21 protein-coding genes are annotated in these 21,866 nt (G+C 51.2%); 5 read left to right on the top strand and 16 right to left on the bottom strand.

Features of this window, described 5'->3' with window-relative positions; translation table 11 throughout:
• Positions 1-27 precede the first annotated feature (27 nt).
• The 15 genes from O6D90_RS11010 to pspA form a co-directional block, all read right to left on the bottom strand.
• Positions 28-933 carry an OmpG family monomeric porin gene (locus O6D90_RS11010; RefSeq protein WP_016156630.1) on the bottom strand — a complete coding sequence of 302 codons (906 nt, stop codon included), beginning with the start codon at positions 931-933 and terminating at the stop codon, positions 28-30.
• A gap of 68 nt (positions 934-1,001) precedes the next feature.
• On the bottom strand, positions 1,002-2,084 hold the full coding sequence (locus O6D90_RS11005) for an ABC transporter ATP-binding protein (RefSeq protein WP_016153219.1): 1,083 nt from the start codon (positions 2,082-2,084) through the stop codon (positions 1,002-1,004).
• Between the two features lie 10 nt (positions 2,085-2,094).
• Positions 2,095-2,763, bottom strand: a complete 669-nt coding sequence (pgmB, locus tag O6D90_RS11000) for a beta-phosphoglucomutase (RefSeq protein ID WP_016156631.1) — start codon at positions 2,761-2,763, stop codon at positions 2,095-2,097.
• Positions 2,760-5,036 (bottom strand): glycoside hydrolase family 65 protein, encoded by a 2,277-nt coding sequence (locus tag O6D90_RS10995; RefSeq protein WP_271143306.1) that lies wholly within the window; start codon positions 5,034-5,036, stop codon positions 2,760-2,762. The genes pgmB and O6D90_RS10995 overlap by 4 nt, the downstream gene beginning before the upstream one ends.
• Positions 5,033-6,088, bottom strand: a complete 1,056-nt coding sequence (locus O6D90_RS10990; RefSeq protein ID WP_016156633.1) for a Gfo/Idh/MocA family protein — start codon at positions 6,086-6,088, stop codon at positions 5,033-5,035. Before O6D90_RS10990 ends, O6D90_RS10995 begins: the two co-directional genes overlap by 4 nt.
• Positions 6,089-6,098: 10 nt before the next feature.
• Complete coding sequence (locus O6D90_RS10985; protein WP_016156634.1) at positions 6,099-6,887, bottom strand: sugar phosphate isomerase/epimerase family protein; 789 nt, start codon at positions 6,885-6,887, stop codon at positions 6,099-6,101.
• 16 nt (positions 6,888-6,903) lie between these two features.
• Positions 6,904-7,956: a zinc-dependent alcohol dehydrogenase gene (locus O6D90_RS10980; protein WP_016153224.1), complete on the bottom strand. Its 1,053-nt coding sequence runs from the start codon at positions 7,954-7,956 to the stop codon at positions 6,904-6,906.
• A 27-nt stretch (positions 7,957-7,983) separates the two neighbouring features.
• Complete coding sequence (locus O6D90_RS10975; protein WP_271143305.1) at positions 7,984-8,826, bottom strand: carbohydrate ABC transporter permease; 843 nt, start codon at positions 8,824-8,826, stop codon at positions 7,984-7,986.
• Positions 8,813-9,694 carry a carbohydrate ABC transporter permease gene (locus O6D90_RS10970; RefSeq protein WP_003840754.1) on the bottom strand — a complete coding sequence of 294 codons (882 nt, stop codon included), beginning with the start codon at positions 9,692-9,694 and terminating at the stop codon, positions 8,813-8,815. Before O6D90_RS10970 ends, O6D90_RS10975 begins: the two co-directional genes overlap by 14 nt.
• A 20-nt stretch (positions 9,695-9,714) precedes the next feature.
• On the bottom strand, positions 9,715-11,007 hold the full coding sequence (locus O6D90_RS10965) for an ABC transporter substrate-binding protein (RefSeq protein ID WP_016156636.1): 1,293 nt from the start codon (positions 11,005-11,007) through the stop codon (positions 9,715-9,717).
• Positions 11,008-11,023: 16 nt separating this feature from the next.
• Positions 11,024-12,730, bottom strand: a complete 1,707-nt coding sequence (locus O6D90_RS10960; RefSeq protein WP_016156637.1) for a sugar phosphorylase — start codon at positions 12,728-12,730, stop codon at positions 11,024-11,026.
• Positions 12,731-12,894: 164 nt separating this feature from the next.
• On the bottom strand, positions 12,895-13,125 hold the full coding sequence (pspD, locus tag O6D90_RS10955; protein WP_003833267.1) for a phage shock protein PspD: 231 nt from the start codon (positions 13,123-13,125) through the stop codon (positions 12,895-12,897).
• Positions 13,126-13,133: 8 nt separating this feature from the next.
• Positions 13,134-13,493, bottom strand: coding sequence for an envelope stress response membrane protein PspC (gene pspC / locus O6D90_RS10950; protein ID WP_271143304.1), 360 nt, complete (start codon positions 13,491-13,493; stop codon positions 13,134-13,136).
• The gene (pspB, locus tag O6D90_RS10945; protein ID WP_016153227.1) at positions 13,493-13,717 is read right to left on the bottom strand and encodes an envelope stress response membrane protein PspB; all 225 of its coding nucleotides are present in this window, start codon (positions 13,715-13,717) and stop codon (positions 13,493-13,495) included. Before pspB ends, pspC begins: the two co-directional genes overlap by 1 nt.
• 54 nt (positions 13,718-13,771) lie before the next feature.
• Positions 13,772-14,440 carry a phage shock protein PspA gene (pspA, locus tag O6D90_RS10940; RefSeq protein ID WP_016153228.1) on the bottom strand — a complete coding sequence of 223 codons (669 nt, stop codon included), beginning with the start codon at positions 14,438-14,440 and terminating at the stop codon, positions 13,772-13,774.
• Between the two features lie 155 nt (positions 14,441-14,595).
• Here pspA and pspF point away from each other — a divergent pair, with 155 nt between their 5' ends.
• Positions 14,596-15,585, top strand: coding sequence for a phage shock protein operon transcriptional activator (gene pspF / locus O6D90_RS10935; RefSeq protein WP_029139556.1), 990 nt, complete (start codon positions 14,596-14,598; stop codon positions 15,583-15,585).
• 105 nt (positions 15,586-15,690) lie between these two features.
• On the opposite strand, the gene O6D90_RS10930 is transcribed toward pspF, so the two are convergent.
• A complete protein-coding gene (locus O6D90_RS10930) occupies positions 15,691-16,599 on the bottom strand; it encodes an SDR family oxidoreductase (RefSeq protein WP_016156638.1) in 909 nt (302 codons plus the stop codon).
• Between the two features lie 786 nt (positions 16,600-17,385).
• On the opposite strand from O6D90_RS10930, the gene sapA reads away from it, so the two are divergent.
• The 4 genes from sapA to sapD are packed head-to-tail and all read left to right on the top strand — an operon-like array spanning position 17,386 to position 21,866.
• Positions 17,386-19,035, top strand: coding sequence for an ABC transporter substrate-binding protein SapA (gene sapA / locus O6D90_RS10925; RefSeq protein ID WP_016156639.1), 1,650 nt, complete (start codon positions 17,386-17,388; stop codon positions 19,033-19,035).
• The gene (gene sapB, locus O6D90_RS10920) at positions 19,032-19,997 is read left to right on the top strand and encodes a peptide ABC transporter permease SapB (RefSeq protein ID WP_003020545.1); all 966 of its coding nucleotides are present in this window, start codon (positions 19,032-19,034) and stop codon (positions 19,995-19,997) included. Before sapA ends, sapB begins: the two co-directional genes overlap by 4 nt.
• The gene (sapC, locus tag O6D90_RS10915) at positions 19,984-20,874 is read left to right on the top strand and encodes a peptide ABC transporter permease SapC (RefSeq protein WP_016156640.1); all 891 of its coding nucleotides are present in this window, start codon (positions 19,984-19,986) and stop codon (positions 20,872-20,874) included. The genes sapB and sapC overlap by 14 nt, the downstream gene beginning before the upstream one ends.
• Positions 20,874-21,866 carry a peptide ABC transporter ATP-binding protein SapD gene (gene sapD / locus O6D90_RS10910; protein ID WP_016153234.1) on the top strand — a complete coding sequence of 331 codons (993 nt, stop codon included), beginning with the start codon at positions 20,874-20,876 and terminating at the stop codon, positions 21,864-21,866. Before sapC ends, sapD begins: the two co-directional genes overlap by 1 nt.

The raw sequence follows: 21,866 nt of genomic DNA, 5'->3' as shown, positions 1-21,866 counted from the left end.
ACTGGGGCATAAATGCCCCAGTATATTTTAGAAGGCGTAGTTCACGCCTATACCAGCATAATGGAATCTGTCGCTTTCGCCTTCGTCGTGATCTTCCCACTCATAGGCATACTCCAGTGACATTGATAAACCATTCTGGAAATCATATGCATACAGTAAACCGAGACGATTGAAATTATGGCCTTCACGTTCCGGATCATCTCGCCAGTCCCAGTTTGACCAGCGATCAAGCCCCAGACGGGTATACGGCGTCAGGGTGGTATTGCCTAAAGACAACGGTAAATATGCACGAATTTCCTGGGTTGAGAACTCACCATTATTGCGCGAATCAGCCAGATTAAAGCCGCGTTCAAGGTAATAGTTGACCGTTAAGCCTACCGTTTCGTTAAACCTGTAATTCAGACCGGTCTCGCTTTCGACACGACTATCGGAGTAGCCAGTAGTATTCAAATCATTAACGAATTGATACATCGACAGCCAACCGCTAAAGCGCAGGTCGTCGGTCAGTTTAACATCCCAATCCGGCTGAACTTTCCAGCGCTGCATATTGGCGGTGTCGTTTCCTGGTTCATTGACATAGTGATAACCGTAATTACGGAAGCCACCGGTCAAACCGAAATTAACATCCTCACTTTCCAGAAATTGATAGCGAATTTCCAGTTCCGGACGATCAAACCAGGTACCACGCTTACCTTCGCTGTAATCAACCGGTCCTTCCTGATAATAGGCCAGCGATATTTTCCACGGCCCATTAGAGGCGTTGAAATAGACGGACGGCTCAGCCAGTCCATCCATATCCTCGCCCTGACCTTCAACGTTTTCTATTTCGTACATAGCACCAATATTAAAGTGCCAGTCATTATTTTCAGCAGCCTGCGCGCAGGCCATTCCTGCGCTCATAATCAGCGCAGTAGCGGACAGTAGGGTTTTCATTATTATTCCTTGTTAAAATACTCGCAAAAATGCCCCAAGGCTTGGGGGGGATTTATCCCCCCGGAATTTTATTGAATAGCCACTTCAGTTTCAGCATCAAAGAAATGGCATTTCGCCATATCAAAATGAATAGTGATATTTTCTCCTGCATGATAATCATTCACTGCCCCAGCACGGACCACCAACTCATGCCCCCCAACAATGGTATAAAGCATAAATTCAGCGCCGGTTAATTCTGCAACGCTAATTTTTGCCGATATACTATTTTCATTATTAAGCTGCGGGTGTATATCTTCAGGACGAATTCCCAGAGTGACCGCCTGATGTTCATAACCCTGCGCTTTTAATTGTGCTAATTTATTTTGTGGAATCGTTAATTTCAGTGTTTCAGTAACAAACTTATCACCATCAATCGCGCCACGAATAAAGTTCATGGCCGGTGAACCAATAAATCCGGCGACAAACATATTAGCCGGGTGGTTATAAACCGTTTTCGGCGCACCAACCTGCTGAACGATGCCATCTTTCATAATCACAATACGCGTCGCCATAGTCATGGCTTCGGTTTGATCGTGGGTAACATAGATCATGGTGGTATTGAGTTTCTGATGCAGTTTGCTAATTTCAGCCCGCATCTGAACGCGAAGTTTGGCATCGAGATTCGATAAGGGTTCATCCATCAGGAAGACCCCCGCTTCACGTACAATCGCACGCCCCAGCGCCACACGCTGACGCTGACCACCGGATAACGCGCCGGGTTTACGCTGCAGATAATCGCGCAGACCAAGGATCTGCGCCGCCCAGTTTACGCGCTCCTCAATCACAGCAGGCGCTATTTTCTGCATTTTCAGACCAAACGCCATGTTGTCATAGACGGTCATGTGTGGGTATAACGCGTAGTTCTGAAAAACCATCGCAATGTTGCGTGATTTCGCCGGCACATCGTTCATCCGTTTACCGTCAATCAGCAGATCGCCGCCGCTGATCTCCTCCAGACCGGCGATCATGCGCAACGTAGTTGACTTCCCGCAGCCGGAAGGTCCAACAAAAACAATAAACTCTTTATCTTCAATTTCCAGATTGAAGTCTTTAACGACGTGTACCTGGTTGTCGTAAATTTTTTGAATGTGTTGCAACGAAAGCTGTGCCATGTTGAATCCTTTACTTGTCGTGTTGCCAGAAAGCCGATAAGCACGGCCACGTCAGAAATTCGGTTGCCGGAAGCAGCAAGTCTGCCCCATTCAGCCCTTTACCGATGCCGACAGAAAGCATGCCGCAAGCGTTGATTGCATCAATTCCCGCTTGTGCATCTTCTATGCCAATACATTGTTGCGGGTCAACGCCAAGACCCGCGCAGGCTGCCAGGAAAATTTCCGAATCCGGTTTCGAGCGGGTGAGCAATGCCGCATCCGCACAAAAATCAAAGCAAGAGCTAAGATTAAGCGCTTGTAAAATAGCCGGGGCATTGCGCGACACAGAGGCCAACCCCACCGGAATCCGTTCTTCCCGCAACGTCATCAACAGCTCACGTATTCCCGGTAATACCGAGTTAACCGTCAGCTGGCGCAAAGAATGGACATACAGTCTGTTTTTTCTCTCGGCCAATTGTGCGCAGGCCTCGGGAGAAAACGCCCCCGCCTTCCCACCATGGTGCAAAATACGCTGTAGTGATTCGCCGCGACTAATCCCTTTCAGGCTGTCATTAAATACTTCGTCGATCACAATCCCTATTTCATCGGCTACCTGCCGCCAGGCCAGAAAATGCAGATGCGCGGTATCGGTAATCACGCCATCCAAATCAAAAATGATGGCCTGTGGTTTGAGTATCATTCATCGCCCCTTTCTGTGGTAGCGGTCCCATGAGTGGGCGAAATAATGGCGTCATTGCGGATTACGGTTTCCCCCTGCACGGAGACCTTTTCACCATTGACCCAAAGGACAATCTGCTCAGTGCTGTTAATACGGATTTCAGCCGCATTAATGATTACCTGCATATCGATGCCCTGCCAGCGCAGCGGGAAAGACAGCGTTTGCCAATGAGTCGGTAAGGCAGGAGCAAGGTGTAACTCCCCGTGGCGAATATTCACGCCGGCAAAACCCTGGATTGCACCCAGCCAGATGGCGCCCGTTGCCGCAGCATGAATGCCGTCATCGCAGCTATGTGGGTCCTCCCCGAGATCGATAAGCGATCCTTCACGCCAGAACCGATAGCCCTGAGCCGGATCACCGCAACGCGCTGCCACAATCCCGTGGATCGCTTTACTCAACGAGGAGTCATGAATTGTGCGCGGCTCGTAAAAGCGCAGGTTTGCCAGACAGGTTTGCGGGCAAAATTGCTCCGGTAACATGTAGGTCAGCATCACCACATCGGCCTGTTTGAGAATTTGCATCTCATTGACCTCTGCACGGGAGTAATCGAGCAAAATCGTCTGCTTGCCCGCTTTGGCTTTGTACTGTGACAGATCGATAGCCGGTTTGCTCAGGAAGGTATCGTCCTGAGGTAGCACGCCATCGGGCTGAACTTCCGGTCGCCAGAGATGCTGTAAAAAATACTCTGCGCGGTGAATAAACGTCTCATCACCGCAGCCCAACCGACGGGCAAAACCCAGCGCCTGTTCCACGTTGTACCAGGCCATGTAGTTAGTGAACGCGTTGTTGTTCACATGCTCAGTGTATTCATCCGGGCCTATCACATCGTGGATCTCTAAACGATCATTAACCATGACCGCCCTGCTGATCCAGAACTTCGCTGTTTCCAGCAGCAGCGTCATTCCCTCACGGGACATGAAGTTTAGATCCCCTGAGGCATGCCAGTAATTGATTACCGCCCAGGCAATATCCGCCACGAGGTGATGTTCAGCCTGCGCCGAGGCCACTTTCTGACGCAGTCCGGTACGGATGTTGATCGCCGCAAATTCAGGCGTTTCCTCATCACCGCTGCGAGCGCTTTCCCAAGGGAAAAGCGCTCCCTGCCAACCGTTACGGCGGGCTTTCTCACGCGCCCCCGACAGATTATGCCAGCGGTAACGCAACAAACTTCTCGCGGTTTTCGGCTCGGTAAAGAGATGAAACGGTAACAGAAAGACCTCGGTATCCCAGAATATGTGACCTTTATACCCTTCCCCCGTCAAACCTTTGGCCGCAATACTGCTGCGCTCATCGTGGTCAGGAGTCATCACACGCAGATGATAGAGCGCATAGTCCAGCGCTCGCTGATCGCTGGCATCAGTGCTGGTGACCTGAACGCGACGATTTTGCCACCAGGCATGCCAGTTAGCAGCCGACTCCGCCAGCAGAGCGTCATAGCCCTGCTGCGCGCACACTTCCAGGTTGCGCAGCGACTGGCGTCCCCAGGTCTCAAGCGACAGGCTGCGTTCGCTCGCCCAGTCTACCCAGCTAATTTTTGTCAGCGTGACGCGCTGTCCGGCTTTCGCCTGCACGCTGTTGTGTTGTAACAGCCGACGTTCTTTCGCGGTGAAGCAGCGCTGCGCTGCACCGTCTACATCGCAATACGTGGTGATAGCGATATCATTGCGGTTGTCCTGGGTGGTGTAAATCCCTTGCATAAGATGCTGGCCAAAGACCCGGACCTGCGTTTCATCCAAATGCTGACGACCATGATTGGTCATCGTGGCGTCAATTCCGGTCGAGATACCAATGCTGGCATCGCCGTCCAGTGGCGTGACGACAACTTCCATAGCAAAAAGCGGCAGTTTTTGTGCCGAGACAAATCGCCGGCTCTCAATGGCAAAACGCGCCCCGCCAGACGCACGCAAGGTAAGCGCACGGCGTAATTCCCCACTGGCAAAATCCAGTTCACGTTGCCAGCTTTCGATAACGCCTCTGGTGAGCGAGAAAATCTCACCATTGAGTGAAATCTCCACCCCCACCACATCAGGCAGATTAACCAGTTCATTAATCTCGCCTTTCCCTGCCCGGTGATACAGTCCAGCAAGGTACATGCCGCGAGTTTGTAAGGTGTAGGCTTCCTCGTGGCTGGCGCGAATCCCCATATAACCGTTACCGGTCGTCATGAGGGACGCATATTTATTCAGGTTGTGTGGGCAAAAAGCCGGTTCAGTTAGCATTACTGGCCTCGTCATAAGTCTACGTAGGTCCCTGTTTCAGCCGATTGATACAGTGCGGCAACCAGTTGTTGAATAACGACGCCTTGCTCTGCGTCAGCAATAGTGACAGGCTCGCCCTGGACATGATTCACAAAAGCTTCCATGCTGCGATAATGTCGATTGTCATCGGCCATTTCACGCTGAAGCAGTACGTCAAGCGTACCCTCACGATCGGTATAAACCTGGGCCGGGAATAACGTCGCCCCTGCCAGATCGCCGCAGAAATTAACGTTCATAATCGATTGTTCCGGGATATTTAGCGCGAAAGAGGTTTCCAGTCGCAGGATACCGCCGTTATGAAATTCAATCGTCCCGAACAGAGAATCCTCCACGGTATACGTCTCGGGATCCCATTTCCCAAACTGGCCGCTGTTTTTACGCGTGCCAATGCGTTGATAGCTGTGTGCGTTAACGCGCTTTACTGCCGGAAACCCCAGCACATACATGGCGGCATCAAGCATATGGATGCCGAGATCAATCAGCGGCCCGCCGCCCTGCAGTTCTTTGTTGGTAAATACCCCCCAGCCGGGCACGCCGCAGCGGCGCAAAGCGCGGACATTGGTGACATAGATTTCACCCAGCACGCCGGCCATCACCTGCTCACGAAGCAGTTGCGTATCCAGTGCGAAACGATGATGAAAATCATAAGCCAGAACTTTCCCCATTCGACGCGCCGTGTTACACATTTCCAGCGCCTCGGCTGGCGTCATCGCCGGAGGTTTCTCACACATCACATGGCATCCGGCGTTCAGCGCCAACATGGTGTGTTCATAATGAAAACGATTGGGTGAACAGATGCTGACGATATCTGGCTTAGCCTCGCGTAGCATCGTCTGAGGATCGTCCCAAACCTGCGGATTGCCGTATTTCTCTGCCAACGCCTGCGCCTGTGACAGGCGGCTGTCACAGACAGCCACCAGTTCCAGATCGTTGCGGGTGCAGTAGTACGAAGCATGAACTTTATCCGCCACCTGCCCGGCGCCGATAATGGCGATGCGTAGCGGAGAGCTTGTCAGTGCACTTTTCACAGAAATCCTCTTAGCAGGTACGCAGCCAGGCCAGTGACTGACGGTACGCTTCCGGCAGGTTCTCTGCCCGTACACGCCCTTCGTACACGACGTAACCCTGATAATTATCTTCACGCAACTGATCAAACAGCGCAGTGAAATCCAGCGTACCGCTCCCCGGCTGATAACGATGGTTATCCGCAATATGGACGTGTCCCAGCAGATCGCGATTGTCATGCAGCGCCTGAGCCATATCGTCTTCTTCGATATTCATATGGTAAAAATCACCAATGATTTGCACATGCTTCAGGTTGTTTTCCACGATATAGCGACGGGCATCCGCCAGGGTGTTGATCATATGATCCTGATAGCGATTAAGCGGCTCCAGATACACCACCGTCCCCGTACGCTCGGCAACTTTATCGAGATAAATCAATGAATCACTTACTGCTTTACGATCACCCGCCAGGCTGCGCGGAGAGGTCATCGGCGGTAAGCGGAAGGTAAACATGCCCCATGCAGCGGGTACAATAATGCCCTGCCCACCGACTTCGGCCAGCGCTTCGAGAATGCGGGTAATCTGCTGTAAGCCATTCAAACGACGCTCTTCGATAAAATCACCGATCCAACCGTCATATCCTCCACAGGCGGTGGTGACGGGCAGGCCTGTTTCTTTGATTGCTGCTTTCACTTCTGCCAGGTTGTTAACCAGCAGCTTGCCGTCAATTTCAAAACCGTCAAACCCCATCTCTTTGATGTAACGGAATTTCTCGAGAATATTTTCCGGAAAAAAAGCCTGGTTCTGTGTTCCAATTTTCATCTTCTGCATTCCTTAATTAAAACGTCACGCCCATTTTGATGCTCTTTTCCGGATGGCGATCGACATACTGCATATAGCTTTCCGGGCTGCTGGCAAATGTCACTACCGGGTCAATAAGTTCTTCACAGTTCAGGTAACCGTTCATCAACAGTTCCCAACAGGTCTCCTCAATACGCTTGCGGCTCCAGCGCGGATAATCCGGATTTGGCTCACTGCAGGCACGGGAGAAGACAATTTTGGCGTTGTTGAAGTGCGCTTCACGCCCCAGGTTGAAGCCTTCAGCAAAAGGTTTCGCGAAAGCGACATAGGAGATTGTTCCACCATAGGCCAGACCGCGTAACGCCGATTGCAACGCATCCGCATAGCCGCTGGTTTCGATAATCACATCCGCGCCCTGCTTGCCGGTCAGCTTCTTAATTTCCATGCCGACATCGGTGCCAATAGGATTCAGACAGAAATCCGCGCCATGACGACGCGCGATATCGCAACGATGGGCAATCGGATCCACGCCAATGACCACCGAGGCTCCCGCTTTCTTAGCCAGTTGGACGGCAATCTGGCCAATCGCCCCTAAGCCGACGATGACAACAAAGTCGCCGACACGCACATTGGCGTCGCGCACGCCACTCATGGCGAACTGTGCCGGGTCATAGCACACGGCATTTTTCCACGAACTACCTTCCGGCATTTTGCGCAGTTTGTAGTTGTTTACCGCATTAAAGAAAACCGTTTCTGCCAGTGGGCCGTAGCCGCAAACTGAATCGCCAACGGCGTATTCGGTCACATCGCTGCCACACTCAATAACATCGCCCACCACCATGTTGCCAAGCTGGAACTTGCCGAATTCAATCCCGCGCGGCGCCCCTTCCGGACGCGGCATGAACATTTGCCATTCGCCGTTGAAATCTTCGTCAATAAACGGACTGGCAGCGCGAAAATCGACCACTTCCGTGCCATGTTTTGGCGCACCAAAGCGAACGCGAACTTTCACTTCATTGGCGGATACAGCTCTGTCTTCATATTCCACCAGCGCCGCAACACGCGGTTCTGTGGCAACTAACTTCTTCATTTACAACTCCTTAATTAAACTGGCCGCTTAGCCTTTCACGCCGCCTGCGGTCAAACCACTTTTAATAAAACGTTCGGAAAGCGCATACATAATGACAACCGGCAATGCGGTGACTAACGATGCCGCCATCATGCGTCCCCAGATATAGTCAGGCGTACTGAACAGCGCGTTCAGACCGACCGGTAAGGTAAAATTGCTGGCGCTGGAGAGGAAAATCGAGGCAAACAGATAGTCATTCCACGCCACCATAAAGCAGTACACAAAGACCGAAACCAGACCGGACATCGCCAACGGCACGGTAATGCGAAAGATGATCTGCAGACGGTTCAATCCATCCATCATCGCGGCTTCTTCTATCTCATCCGGAATGGTGTCGAAGTAGCTTTTCAGCATGAACACCGCGGTCGGCAGCGTCTGGGTGACCATGGTGATAATCAACGCCATTTCGGTGTCATAGATGCCAAGTGCCGTAATGATTTTGAATAGCGGCACCACCAGCAGAATCCCCGAAAACATGTACACCGTGTAAAAGCTGGCATTGATGGTCATTCGCCCCTTAAAACGCAGGCGGGAAGGCGCATACGCTCCGAGTACGCCGAGAAATACCGCCACCACCGAAGAAGTGACCGATACCACCAGGCTATTACGGAAGTAGTCAACAAACGGGAAAATCATCGGGTTGAAGATGTCGATGTAATGTTCCAGCGTCCATTGCTGCGGTAACAGCGTCGGATGCAGCGAGATCGCCTCTTTGGCGCTTTTAAATGAGGTCATCAGCATCACAAAAAATGGAAATAGCGTGATGCCCAGGAAGACAATTAATCCACAGTAAAAGCCGATGCGGCCAAGTGTGCGCTTATTTGTTGCCATTGAGGTTCACCCGTTTTCTGGTCAGCAGGATAACAGCGAAAATAATGACGAAGAGGACGACAGAAATAGCGGCCGCTTTGCCTAAGTCGTTAAATGCAAATGCTGTTTTATAGAGATAGACCCCGAGAATATCGACTTTAGTGGTCAGCAGATAAACATCGGCGAACATGTAAAACATCCAGATCGTGCGCAGCGTGACCACGGTTGCCAGCACCGGCATAATCGCTGGCAGCGTGACGATACGAAACCGTTGCCAGGCGTTCGCGCCGTCCATTTCTGCCGCCTCATACAACGATTTATCAATCGTCTGTAAAATCGCCAGAAACGAGATAAAGGCATACGGGAAGTAGCGCCAGATGGCGAACAGCACGACCAGCGCGAAGCTACTGCCGGGATTGTCGAACCACAGCGGCGCCTGATCGTAGAGATGCAACAGATCCACGCCGAGGTAGTTCACAATGCCGTAGCCGTTGTTGAACATGTATTTCCAGGCAAACACCAGCGAAATTGATGGCGTCACGTAAGAGAGGATGACCAGTGAGCGCGCCGTTTTCCGCAGACGAAACTCACGGTTAAAAAACATCGCTACGCCCAGCCCCAGTACCGTGCTTCCTGCCACAACCAGCGCGGTATACCAGACCGTCATCCACAGCGAATGCCAGAATCCGGGATCGGATAAGATACGGATATAGTTGCTTAGCCCGACAAACGTAGACTCAATTTGCGGATTCAGCGGCAGTCGCATAAAGCTGATTTCGATGTTTGATATCATCGGCCACGCCACTAAACCGCCCAGCAACAGCAAGCTGGGCGCCAGCAGCAGCATGGCGAATGGCATATCAGATCGACCTGAAAAGAACTTATTCATCACGGCTTTCCATTTCCCCATTAGCGCTGTTCAACGAGGTCATCCAGTTTTTTCTGGCTCGCTTCAATCGTGGTGACGAGGTCGGCTTTGCCTACCGTCACGTTGTGCACCATTGAGCTCACAACACCGGAGCCTGTGACGTCGCCCATGCGGGTGAAGTTCTTATCGCCGACGGCACCAAACACCTGGATATTCGGCAGTTCGGCAATCAGTTGATCGGGTAATTCACCCAGCGCTTTGATGACAGTGTTATCTTTCCACGTCGGGGTATTCACCACTGCTTTGTTGACCGGCAGCGCCGCCCCTGGCGACATCATGACCCAGTCCGCGATGTTGTCGGCCTGCTCCATAAAGGTGACAAATTTCTCTGCCGCTTCTGTCTCTTCAGACTTTTGACCCGCGGTAATGGTTAACGACGTCAGCATGCCGTAAACAGCAGAGTTTTTTTCCGTCGGCACCATAAAGCCCACATTTTTAGGATCGCCCTCTTTAATCACCGCCGGGAGGATATAGGTGGAATAAATCGCCATCGGCGCCGTGCCGTTCATGAACGCGTCTTTGACTTCCATGATGTCGTTTGAGCCCGGCATGGTGTTCATTGCCAATTGGCGGTAATACTGCAGCGCCTGCGCCATTTCAGGTGTGTTGAGCGTTATCTTTCCTTGCGCATCAAAAACGTTGGCCTGGTTTGAGAGCGCGAACTGGGAAAATGACTGTTCGGTCAAAACGCTTTCCGCCGTGGGCAGCGCAATACCATATTTCTTACTACCAGGATTGTTTAGCTTCTGCGCCACGCTCAGCAGTTGTTGCCAGTCTTTTGGCTCTTCCAGCCCAGCGTTTGCCAGCACATCTTTGCGATACCAGATCCCGCCAATCCAGGCGCTAACCGGAACCCCGGTCCAGGCGGTACCGTCTTCAGTGCGCACAATACGCAGCACGCCATCATAAAAAGTACCTTCACCTACAGCGTTGATGACCTGCGCTACGGCTTTACGATCGATAAGTGATTCTTTATCCATAACCTTCGCGTAGTCATGGCTGGTTTCAATGACTTCAGGCAGTGAACCGCTCCGCGCCAGGGTGATGACCTTGGTGTTGTACGCATCTTCTTCTACAGGAACCTGTTTGACACTGATCCCCGGGTTCTCTTTTTCAAAACGCTCAATCAGTTTTGCAATAACCGCCTGCCGCTCCTGTTCAACAGAAGAGTGCATAAATTCAATCGCAACAGAGGACGTTTTATCATCCTTACACCCGGAAACCAGGGCGCAGGAAACCAGTGCTGAAATCAGCACAATTTTAGTTTTAAGCATGAAATGTTCCTTTTTATTACTTAACCCACATGACCTGCCAGGCGTTCAACGTTAATTCTTTACCTGAAATAGTTTTACCGCTAATCAAATCAAATCCATTTTCAACATCAATACTAATGGTTTGCGTATGACCGCTGACATTAAATAATCCGGTAATTTTTTCGCCTGTTTCCGCCGTACGTTTAATTTGCATTACAGCCGGTGTAACACTGCTAATCTGAAAATCACTATCAGGGTGAAATGCTTTATTACTACGACGTATTACAATTAATCGGGATAATTCATGATAAATAGCATGGCGCAAACTGGTTTCATCTGCCAGCTCCGTTTCGATTTGGCTTATTTGATATTTTTTGCGGTTGATCGCACGGTTATAACCTAGCGCCTCGACACCTTTATAATCATTGCGTGACCCAAGAATGCTTTGAATGTAAACCGCAGGTACCCCCGGAAAACTCAGCAAAATGGCATGTGCGAGAATAAAGCGGGAAAAACGTTCGGCATCACTACAATTGCCTGGCGTTAGTGCGTCCATATATGTGACGTTAATTTCATACGGACTGCGACTACCATCAGGGTTATTTTTCCAGTTAACCAGCGCGCCTTCCTGTTGTAATTCCGTCACCAGGCGCACGATCTCGTCTTCAGGTAACAAACCACGTAATGGGTTGAGACCAATGCCGTCATGCGATGCGAGGAAATTAAACCAGGTGGTCTCACTGGACGGCAGTTCCAGTGATTGCGCCCACTGGCACAAGGTTGAGGTATCCTGGCGTTGTACCGCATGCAGCACCAGCGGCGGTAACGAGAACTGGTACACCATATGCGCTTCATCACGACCATTTCCGTAGTAGGACACATTATCCTTATGCGGAACGTTTGTTTCAGTAATAATCGCCGTACCAGGCGCTGCGCAGTCAGCAATAGCGCGAAATAGTTTGATAAGCTGATGCGTTTTTTCCAGGTGAATACAGGTCGTTCCTGGCTCTTTCCACATAAAGCCAACCGCATCCAGGCGGACATAATCGGCGCCCTGCTCAAGATAACTCAATAGCACATCGACCATCGCCAGTAACACTATCGGGTTGGCATAGTTGAGATCGATCTGGTCGTCGCTGAACGTCGTCCATAAATAGCGTACGGTGTTATCTTTCAGCGTAAAAGGCGTCAGTAACGGTAATGCGCGTGGACGCGTTACGTTGCTCAGGTCCGTATCAGGATCCATCGCAATAAAGAAATCTTCATAACCGTCAAGCTGTTGCAAATAGTTATTAAACCATTCGCTTTTCGCTGACATATGGTTACAAACAAAATCAAACATCAGTCGACTGGATTTACCCAATTGCTTAATATCATTCCAGTCACCGGTTTCTTCGGCAACCTGATGGTAATTAATTACGGAAAAACCATCATCCGATGACCACGGATAAAACGGCAACAGATGCACATGAGAAAATGTCGACTTAAGCCATTCATTATAAAATTGATTAAACATCGGCAGTGGTTTTTTGCCTGCCCCGTGGAATTGATCGGCGTAGGTAATAAGAACTACATCGCCCTCGTCCCAATGCGCTTTACGGATTTTTTTAATTAATCCCTGTGATTTCTCTAAACGTGCAATCAGCGCTTCATAGTGGCATGAAGTAAACGTATCACCATAAACTTCTGCCAGGCATTTTTGGATTTTTTGGTTCACCTTCAATTCTCGTGGTAGCGGTCCCATGAGTCAAGAGACTACTCTGCGGGAAATAAGCTGTCAATCGGCTGAGGTGGCCAGGAGGGGGATAATAAAAGAATTTTGGCAGCCAAAAAATCGTATTTGTGAGCTGCCGCAAATTAACAGAGGGAATGTTGATTAATTGTTGCTTGCTTTTGCTGATTCGGATATCAGGGTTGATTACCTGAATAGCGTTTCGATAATTTTGCCGCTGCCCGACTCAAAACCGGCTCCAGGACCAACGCCAGCAGCATTTTAAGCGGGCGTCGAGCGACGGACTTCACCGCCCACCCTGCTACCCCCGCCGGGCCGTAACGAAGCGCAGTTAAAAGCACCAGCTTACCTGCTATTTTAAAGCCCGGCTTAACCCTTTGCCCGGCACGTTGCCAGCGATTGTTCATTTCTATCCTCACAATTGGCGGAAACGGCTGCGCAATGAAAAGGTATCAGACGTGACATAACGCTCCATTTCACGCAAACGCTTTTCACTTGCCGCCAGCTCGCGATCGACGGCATCCAACAGCTCGCCGCTTGATGGCTGCTGCTCACCGGAAACCACATTGTCCGGCATCAGGTCCAACACAAACGTCAGCACGATGTAAGCGACGAAGGTGAAAAAGGCCAGACCAAAAAAGACGGACAACACCACCAGGATCCGTACCAGCTTCACAGGCACATCGAGGTAATGCGCAATACCTGCGCAAACCCCCTTCACCATGCCCTGTTGCGGAATACGCCACAGTTTTTTGTTCAGATTAACGCCTCCCATTAGCGGTCCCTCCAGTTTGGATGTTCAGCATCAAGGATGTCTTCCAGCGCCTGAATGCGCTCGCGCATCCGCTGTGCGTCATCGTTGAGTTCTACCAGACGTTGCTGTTCACTTTGCGCCAGTTCGCCACGACTGGAACGGTTGCTGTAATGCAGCCAGAGCCAAATCGGTAAAACGAACAACACAAAGATGGTTAATGGGATAGCCAGAAATAGCGCGCTCATGAGTACTCCTTACAGGTGATGAGCGGCGGCGCGTTCGGGCGCCGCCAGATGTTATTATTGCTTATCTTGCTGCATTTTGGCTTTAAGTTGCGCCAGCTGCTCGCTGATTTCATCATCTGCTTTCAGGTCAGCAAATTGCTGATCCAGAGACTGCTGTTTACCGAAGTTATGGCTTTCGGCCTCAGCTTCCATCTGATCGATACGACGCTCGAAAGATTCAAAGCGTGCCATCGCTTCATCCAGCTTACCGCTGTCCAGTTGACGACGAACATCACGCGAAGAGCTCGCAGCCTGATGGCGCAGCATCAATGCCTGCTGACGAGCACGGGTTTCACTGAGTTTATTTTCCAGCTCACCGATCTCTTTTTTCATTCGCGCCAGCGTATCGTCAACCAGCGTCACCTCATGCTCCAGAGAAGCAATCAGATCAGTCAGTTTCTGTTTTTCGATTAAGGCAGAACGCGCCAAATCTTCTTTCTCTTTACGCAGCGCCAGCTCGGCTTTTTCTTGCCACTCTGCCTGTTGTGCGCTGGCCAGTTCGATACGGCGAGATAATTGTTTCTTTTCTGCCAGAGCGCGTGCGGAGTTTGAGCGCACCTCAACCAGCGTGTCTTCCATTTCCTGGATCATTAACCGCACCAGTTTCTGCGGATCTTCAGCCTTTTCCAGCAACGCATTAATGTTGGCGTTCACGATGTCGGCAAAACGAGAAAAAATACCCATAATGTAATCCTCACTTACTGTTCTGATATCGGGCTATGCCCTGCTGTTTTCGTAATGCACTTGGCGTGCCAACTTTTTAACTAATTGATTTTAATGTAAATATCCAATTTTACCTGACGGGAGAATTAGGGTAAATTGGTGAATAACACTAACAAGTGGTGAATTTCATCATGGCAGGATACAAAGACAATATTCTTGGCGAAGCGAACAGCTTTATTGAAGTGCTGGAACAGGTTTCTCATCTGGCGCCGCTGGATAAACCTGTACTGGTTATCGGTGAGCGAGGTACGGGGAAAGAGCTTATTGCCAACCGTCTGCACTACCTCTCCAGCCGTTGGCAGGGCCCATTTATTTCGCTTAACTGCGCAGCTCTCAACGAGAACTTACTTGATTCCGAACTGTTTGGTCACGAAGCCGGTGCGTTTACTGGTGCGCAAAAACGCCATCCAGGACGTTTCGAACGCGCCGACGGTGGCACGCTGTTTCTTGATGAACTGGCGACAGCGCCAATGCTGGTACAGGAAAAACTGCTGCGCGTAATTGAGTATGGCGAGCTGGAACGCGTCGGCGGCAGCCAGCCCTTGCAGGTTAACGTGCGTCTGGTCTGCGCGACCAATGCCGACCTGCCACGTATGGTCAGTGAAGGCACTTTCCGCGCAGACCTGCTGGATCGTCTGGCCTTTGACGTGGTGCAACTTCCCCCACTACGCGAGCGTCAAAGCGACATCATGTTAATGGCCGAACACTTTGCCATTCAGATGTGCCGCGAGATCGGGTTACCGCTTTTTCCGGGATTCAGCGCCGAGGCCAGAGAAACCCTCCTCCATTACCGTTGGCCGGGTAATATTCGTGAACTGAAAAACGTCGTGGAGCGCTCCGTTTACCGGCACGGTACCAGCGATTACCCGCTGGATGAGATCATCATTGACCCCTTCCGCCGCCACGTTGCGCAGCCACAGGCAGCACCACCAAAGCAGACATCTGTAGCATTACCGCTGGATCTTCGTGAATTCCAGCAGCAACAAGAGAAAGACTTTCTACAAACCAGCTTGCAGCAGGCGAAATTTAATCAGAAAAAAGCCGCTGAGTTACTGGGTCTGACTTACCATCAGCTACGCGCGTTGCTTAAGAAACACCAGATTTAGCGCGCCTCTGCCAACGTTATATTGGAGGGTTTGACGCTTTATTGTCAGCACTCGTCCATTAAAGTCACTTTCCCCTCTGACTTTTCGACTCACGGAGCATAAACGTCAGAGGGTCCCTGTCCCCCCATCAGAGCACCAAACCTGGCCGGATGTATAACTGTTCTCTTCAGCGGCCAAAGTGACATAAAGCGGCGCAATTTCCACTGGTTGACCCGGACGACCCAGCGGTGCATTTGCCCCAAACTTCTCCACTTTTTCCTGTGGCTGACCGCCACAGCATTGCAGTACAGTCCAGTATGGGCCTGGCGCTACGGCATTAACCCGTATCCCTTTCGGTGCCAGCTGTTTCGCCAGCGATTTAGTAAATGCCACGATCGCCGCTTTGGTCTGAGCATAGTCAAGCAGGATTTCACTAGGCTCATAAGCCTGTACCGAGGAGGTATTAATTATCACGCTGTCTCGTGAAAGATGGGGGATAGCCGCTTTGGTGATCCAAAACATAGCGTAGACATTAGTCTTGAATGTGGCATCGAAATCTTCTGTGGTGAGCGCCTCAATAGACTCGCAAAATTGCTGACGACCCGCATTATTGACGAGGATATCCAACCCACCCAGCCCTTTTACCGCCTGTTTAACCAGTTGGCCGCAAAAAGTTTCATCTCGAATATCTCCGGGGATAGCCACGACATTTCTGCCTGCTTTTTTTATCAAGTCGACCACTTCACGCGCATCGTCTTCTTCATCAGGTAAATAGTTGATCGCAACATCAGCGCCTTCACGGGCATAAGCGATGGCAACAGCACGGCCAATCCCTGAATCCCCCCCGGTAATTAATACCTTGCGCCCATTCAATCGACCGCTTCCCTGATAGCTCTCCTCTCCATGATCGGGACGCGGTTGCATTTTTCCGGCCAGCCCTGGGAAGGGTTGCTTCTGCTGTGGAAAAGGCGGTGCCGGAAAACGCGCAGAATGAGTTTTATTGATGGTCTTTTTTTCATTGTTTAAGTCAGCCATTTAAATACCTCTCATTTTTTATCACAAAGATTATTAAGCGTAGACCAAAATGAGTGGCGTGACCTTTGTAATTCACCGCAATTTAATATTTCGCGTAATATCACCTCTACCGATACACTAATCACCGTATCGCGCTTTCGAGTATTTTATGAGATTAATCCCTGCTTAACCCATAGCACTTAAATCCATATATATCAATGAGCTATATAAATAAAACCTTAACAGGCCAGACAATTTTATTGAGTAACGAGATACCACTCAGAAGCGAGAGGTTAATAGAGTCCTATGCAATTGTTTTTCCTGTATTCATCTACCTACGTCGCCTCGCTTATATTTTACCAACGTTATGATTCAATACTCGTTATCATTTAAGAATTATCCAACAATCAGCATAAATAAATAGCAACCAAATTTAACATCTCAGCCCTATCGAAATGGAGAACGAATGAAATTATCCATAGCGCCATTATGAGATTATTTTTATATTTCACTTTCCCCGCGATATTGCTGATGCTCTCTCCTGGCGGTCATGGTCACTTTCCCCCACGTCCCCCTCACATTTTTCTGTCAGCCAGCGAATCCCGCGTTTTAACGAGTCAGATGGGTCATGAAAATGCTAAGATAGTTAACAGAGTAAATTCAAAGTGGATAGCGGGTATGAAGGGTGACCCTGTCGCGATGTTGAATTCGCGGTTATCACCTATGCGGTCCCCAAACACAAACGGTAATGGCAAATGTCATTAAATATTAGTAAGATAGCCTCTTTATTTATAATCCTTTAAAATTATGCGCCTGGTTTTATCATCTCTGATCGTGATGGCTGGATTTCTGAGTGGTCAGGCTGCTGCCGCGCCTGAACAGGCTTCGCATGCTGATGCTGATATTCGTGACAGCGGCTTTGTCTATTGCGTTAGCGGGCAGGTCAATACGTTTAACCCGCAAAAAGCGAGCAGCGGTCTTATCGTCGACACCCTGGCAGCCCAGCTGTATGACCGACTACTCGATGTCGATCCGTACACCTATCGACTGGTGCCTGAGCTGGCTGAAAGCTGGGAGGTGCTGGATAACGGCGCAACCTACCGCTTCCATCTGCGTCGTGACGTCCAGTTTCAGAAGACGGCCTGGTTCACCCCCACCCGCAAACTGAATGCGGACGACGTGGTGTTTACCTTCGAGCGCATCTTTGATCGCCAGCATCCGTGGCACAATGTAAACGGTAGCAGTTTCCCCTACTTCGACAGCCTACAGTTCGCCGATAACGTCCAAAGCGTACGCAAGCTGGACAACAACACCGTTGAGTTCCGCTTAACTCAGCCCGACGCCTCCTTCATGTGGCACCTCGCCACGCATTATGCCTCCGTGATGTCAGCAGAATATGCGGCTAAATTGGCAAAACAGGATCGTCAGGAGCTGCTCGACAGACAACCCGTCGGCACCGGACCGTACCAGCTTTCGGAGAATCGCGCAGGGCAATATGTTCGACTGCAGCGCCATGAAAAATTCTGGCGTGGTACTCCTCTGATGCCGCAGGTGGTTGTGGACCTCGGCTCTGGCGGCACCGGACGTCTATCGAAACTCCTGACCGGTGAGTGTGATGTTCTGGCCTGGCCCGCCGCCAGTCAGCTCAGCATTTTGCGTGATGACCCGCGCCTGCGTCTGACCCTGCGCCCGGGGATGAACATCGCCTATCTGGCATTCAATACCAATAAACCACCGATGGATAATCCCGCCGTGCGGCATGCGCTGGCGCTGGCCATTAATAACCAACGGCTGATGCAGTCCATCTACTACGGGACGGCGGAAACCGCAGCATCTATTTTGCCTCGCGCCTCGTGGGCTTATGACAACGAAGCTAAAATTACAGAGTACAATCCGGCAAAATCGCGCGAGCAGTTAAAAGCACTGGGGCTGGAGAACCTGACATTACAGCTTTGGGTACCCACCAGTTCTCAGGCCTGGAACCCCAGTCCACTGAAAACCGCCGAGCTGATTCAGGCTGACATGGCTCAGGTGGGTGTGAAAGTTAAAATCATTCCGGTAGAAGGTCGTTTTCAGGAGGCGCGATTAATGGATATGAACCATGATCTAACGTTATCCGGTTGGGCGACGGACAGTAACGATCCTGACAGTTTTTTCCGACCGTTGCTAAGCTGCGCCGCCATCAACTCGCAGACTAACTTCGCCCACTGGTGTAATCCGGAATTTGACAGCGTTCTGCGCAAGGCCCTCTCTTCGCAGCAACTCTCATCGCGAATTGATGCCTATGACGAAGCGCAAAATATTCTCGCGAAAGAGTTACCGATCCTGCCGCTGGCCTCTTCACTGCGTCTGCAAGCTTATCGTTACGATATCAAAGGACTGGTGCTGAGTCCGTTCGGCAATGCATCTTTTGCCGGGGTTTCCAGGGAAAAGAAAGATGAGGTGAAAAAGCCATGATTATCTTCACCCTGCGTCGTTTTTTATTGCTGCTGGTCACCCTCTTCTTCCTGACCTTTATTGGATTCAGCCTGAGCTACTTCACACCTCATGCGCCGTTACAGGGCGCATCGCTGTGGAACGCCTGGGTATTCTGGTTCAATGGCCTCATTCACTGGGATTTTGGTGTATCCAGTATTAACGGTCAGTTGATTTCAGAACAGTTGAAGGAGGTGTTCCCGGCGACGATGGAACTGTGCATTCTGGCCTTTGGTTTTGCGCTGATGGTTGGGATCCCCGTTGGTATGCTGGCAGGGATCACGCGGAACAAGTGGCAGGACCGCTGCATCAGCGCCTTAGCGTTGATGGGTTTTTCCATTCCGGTTTTTTGGCTGGCGCTGTTGCTGACGTTGCTCTTCTCACTGACTCTCGGCTGGCTTCCCGTTTCGGGACGCTTTGATCTTCTCTATGAAGTGAAGCCCGTTACCGGATTTGCCATTATTGATGCGTGGATCTCCGACTCGCCCTGGCGCGATGAAATGCTGGTCAGCGCAATCCGTCACATGGTGCTTCCGGTGTTGACGCTTTCCGTCGCCCCTACCACGGAAGTTATTCGCCTGATGCGAATCAGCACCATTGAGGTCTTTGATCAAAACTATGTTAAAGCGGCCGCCACGCGCGGTCTGTCACGCTTAACCATTTTGCGCCGTCACGTTCTGCACAACGCCCTTCCGCCGGTGATCCCGCGTCTGGGCTTACAGTTTTCCACCATGCTGACGCTGGCGATGATCACCGAGATGGTCTTTAGCTGGCCAGGTCTTGGTCGTTGGCTGATTAACGCAATTCGCCAGCAGGATTACGCGGCAATTTCGGCGGGCGTCATGGTGATTGGCTCACTGGTTATCATCGTTAACGTCATCTCTGATATTTTGGGTGCTATGGCTAACCCTCTGAAACATAAGGAATGGTATGCCTTACGATAGCGTCTACAGCGAAAAGCGCCCGCCGGGTACGCTGCGCACCGCATGGCGCAATTTTTACGGCGATGCGACTGCGATGATCGGCCTGTATGGCTGCGCAGGATTGGCGATTCTGTGTATTTTTGGCGGTTGGTTTGCCCCTTATGGCATCGACCAGCAGTTTCTCGGCTATCAGCTTTTACCGCCGTCATGGTCGCGCTATGGCGAAGTCTCATTTTTCCTCGGAACTGACGATCTCGGGCGTGACGTGCTAAGTCGCCTGCTCAGCGGTGCGGCCCCAACCGTTGGCGGCGCGTTTGTCGTCACCCTCGCCGCCACACTATGTGGCCTGTTACTGGGCGTGGTTGCCGGTGCAACGCACGGTTTGCGCTCCGCGGTGCTGAACCACATTCTGGACACCCTGCTCTCGATCCCTTCGCTGCTGCTGGCGATTATTGTGGTGGCCTTTGCCGGACCGCATCTGACACACGCGATGTTTGCCGTCTGGCTGGCGCTGCTGCCGCGCATGGTACGCTCCGTCTACAGCATGGTGCATGACGAGCTGGAAAAAGAGTACGTTATCGCCGCTCGCCTGGACGGCGCAACCACGCTCAATATCCTGTGGTTTGCCGTTCTGCCCAATATTACCGCCGGACTTATCACTGAAATCACCCGTGCGCTGTCGATGGCGATTCTGGACATCGCCGCGCTGGGTTTTCTCGACCTTGGCGCACAGTTGCCGTCACCAGAATGGGGAGCCATGCTTGGCGACGCGCTGGAGCTGATTTATGTCGCACCGTGGACGGTTATGCTGCCAGGTGCGGCGATTATGATAAGCGTGCTGCTGGTTAACCTGCTGGGTGATGGCGTGCGCCGGGCAATTATTGCGGGGGTGGAATAATGCCATTACTGGATATCCGCAACCTGACCATTGAATTCAGAACCGGCGACGACTGGGTGAAGGCGGTTGACCGCGTCAGCATGACCCTCAATGAAGGTGAAATCCGCGGACTGGTTGGCGAGTCTGGATCGGGCAAGAGCCTGATCGCCAAGGCCATTTGCGGCGTCGCTAAAGATAACTGGCGCGTAACCGCAGACCGCATGCGCTTTGATGATATCGATCTGTTGCGCCTTTCCGCTCGTGAACGACGCAAGCTGGTCGGCCATAACGTTTCCATGATCTTTCAGGAACCGCAATCGTGTCTCGATCCGTCTGAGCGCATTGGACGACAACTGATGCAAAATATTCCGGCATGGACTTATAAAGGCCGCTGGTGGCAGCGCATCGGCTGGCGTAAACGCCGCGCGATTGAACTCCTGCACCGCGTCGGGATAAAAGATCATAAAGATGCGATGCGCAGCTTCCCGTATGAACTGACCGACGGCGAATGCCAGAAGGTGATGATCGCAATCGCCCTGGCTAATCAGCCGCGTTTACTGATTGCCGACGAACCAACGAACGCGATGGAGCCAACCACTCAGGCGCAAATTTTCCGCCTGCTGACCCGGCTGAACCAAAACAGCAATACCACCATTTTGTTGATCAGCCATGACCTGCAAATGCTCAGCCAGTGGGCTGACAAAATTAACGTGATGTACTGTGGGCAAACGGTGGAAACTGCGCCCAGTAAAGAGTTGGTGACTATTCCGCATCATCCTTATACCCAAGCGTTGATTCGCGCCATTCCTGATTTTGGTAGCGCAATGCCGCACAAAAGCCGCCTGAATACCATGCCAGGAGCCATTCCATTGCTGGAACAATTACCTATCGGCTGTCGTCTGGGGCCGCGCTGCCCTTATGCTCAGCGCGAATGTATCGAAACCCCAAGACTGACCGGAGCAAAGAATCATCTCTACGCCTGTCATTTCCCGCTGAACATGGAGAGAGAGTGA

This window comes from Citrobacter sp. 21OH12SH02A-Citro, assembly GCF_027919895.1.
Lineage (GTDB): Bacteria > Pseudomonadota > Gammaproteobacteria > Enterobacterales > Enterobacteriaceae > Citrobacter > Citrobacter braakii.
Note: the sequence above shows the minus strand (reverse complement) of the source record. Positions and strands in the feature narration are given on the sequence as shown.